Below are 1,672 nucleotides of genomic sequence, written 5' to 3' on the forward strand. Positions count from 1 at the left end.
TGATATGCTCCCCTAAAGGTAGACAGATGAAATAAAAAATCTGTTTCCTTTGGGGGAGTATTTTTATATGGCTAAAAGTAAATTTTCTAAGGAAGAAAAGTACCGAATTTTAAAAGCCTACGAAAAGGGAGAATTCACATTAAGGGAGTTTCTCCAAAGACATCAAATTTCTGAGCGAACGCTTTATATGTGGAGAGAAAAGTACGAACAATTTGGATTGGACGGGCTTGATAAATCCAGTGGTTGGAAGCAATATTCAAAAGAAGTAAAGGTAGCTGCCGTAAGAGATGCTTTGTCTGGAGACTATTCTCTTATTGAGTTAACTCATAAGTACGAAATATCGAGTCACTCTGTACTGCAAGGTTGGATAAAGCTTTATAATGGTCATAGAGAGTTAAAGCAAACGTCAAAGGAGAGAAACCAGTCTATGACCAAAGGGAGAAAAACGACAGTAGAAGAGAGAATTGAAATTGCCTCCTACTGCATAACACATCAGAGGGATTATCAAAGGACAGCTGAAGTCTACAAGGTCTCATACCAACAGGTGTATCAGTGGGTAAAAAAATATGAAAATGGTGGCATTGAAGCGCTTTATGATAAACGCGGAAGAACAAAACCTGAAATAGAGCTCACTCAAGAAGAAAAATTAAAACGTGAAATGAAAAAACTTGAACAAGAAAATGAACGTTTACGTGCGGAGAATTTATTCTTAAAAAAGGTAGAGGGAATCGAAAGGAGGCGAAAATAAGGCTCATCCGATTTGAAGATAAATACGTCGCTATTCAGGAACTTCATAAGAAAGAAGAATTGAGCATTCTCGCGCTTTGTGAAATCGCTGGTGTGTCTAGAGCTGCTTACTATAAGTGGCTAAAATTCAAGCCAACTTCCCAAGAACTTCTGAATGAAACCATCATGGAAGAGATGAAAGCTCTACATAAAAAAGTGAATGGCATTTTTGGATATCGTCAAATGACGTTACATATGAATCGAAAGTTTGACGAGACACTCAATCATAAGAGGATCTATCGATTAATGAAAGTGGCTGGTTTACGCTCGGTTATACGAATCAAGAAAAAACGTTATAAACGTTCTATCCCCCACCATATTTCGGAAAATGTGTTAAACCGTGAATTCACTTCGAACAAACCGAATGAAAAATGGGTGACGGATGTCACAGAATTGAAATATGGCTCAAGCAAAAAGGCTTATTTAAGCGCGATTCGTGACTTGTATGATGGATCCATTATCAGTTATATTCTCGGACATTCTAACAACACTAAACTTGTTTTTGAGACGCTTGATAAGGCAACTAATCTTCTAAATGGAGAACATCCACTTCTACATAGCGACCGTGGCTTTCAGTACACCTCCCATGGGTTTAAACGGAAAATAGCAAAAGCAAAGATGACTCAAAGTATGTCACGAGTAGGACGATGTATCGATAATGGACCAATGGAATCTTTTTGGGGAACATTAAAATCAGAGAAGTATTACTTACATAAATATGGAACGTTTGAAGATTTATCTAAAGCAATAAATGAATATATGTATTTCTATAATCATGACCGATACCAAAAACGATTAAACGGCCTCAGCCCTCTCGAGTTCAGGGCTAAAGCCGTCTAGTGTTGTTTTTATTATTTTCACTGTCTACTTGACAGGGGGCAATTCA

1 protein-coding gene is annotated in these 1,672 nt (G+C 37.4%); it reads left to right on the forward strand.

All coding sequences use genetic code 11. From position 1 onward, the window contains the following. Window positions 1–67 precede the first annotated feature (67 nt). A protein-coding gene (locus tag WKH56_RS35015; RefSeq protein ID WP_231099258.1) for an IS3 family transposase occupies window positions 68–1,626 on the forward strand; the annotation gives its coding sequence in 2 pieces (ribosomal slippage) (window positions 68–719 and window positions 719–1,626; 1,560 coding nt in all). Window positions 1,627–1,672: the final 46 nt, after the last annotated feature.

It is taken from the genome of Priestia sp. SB1, assembly GCF_038898415.1.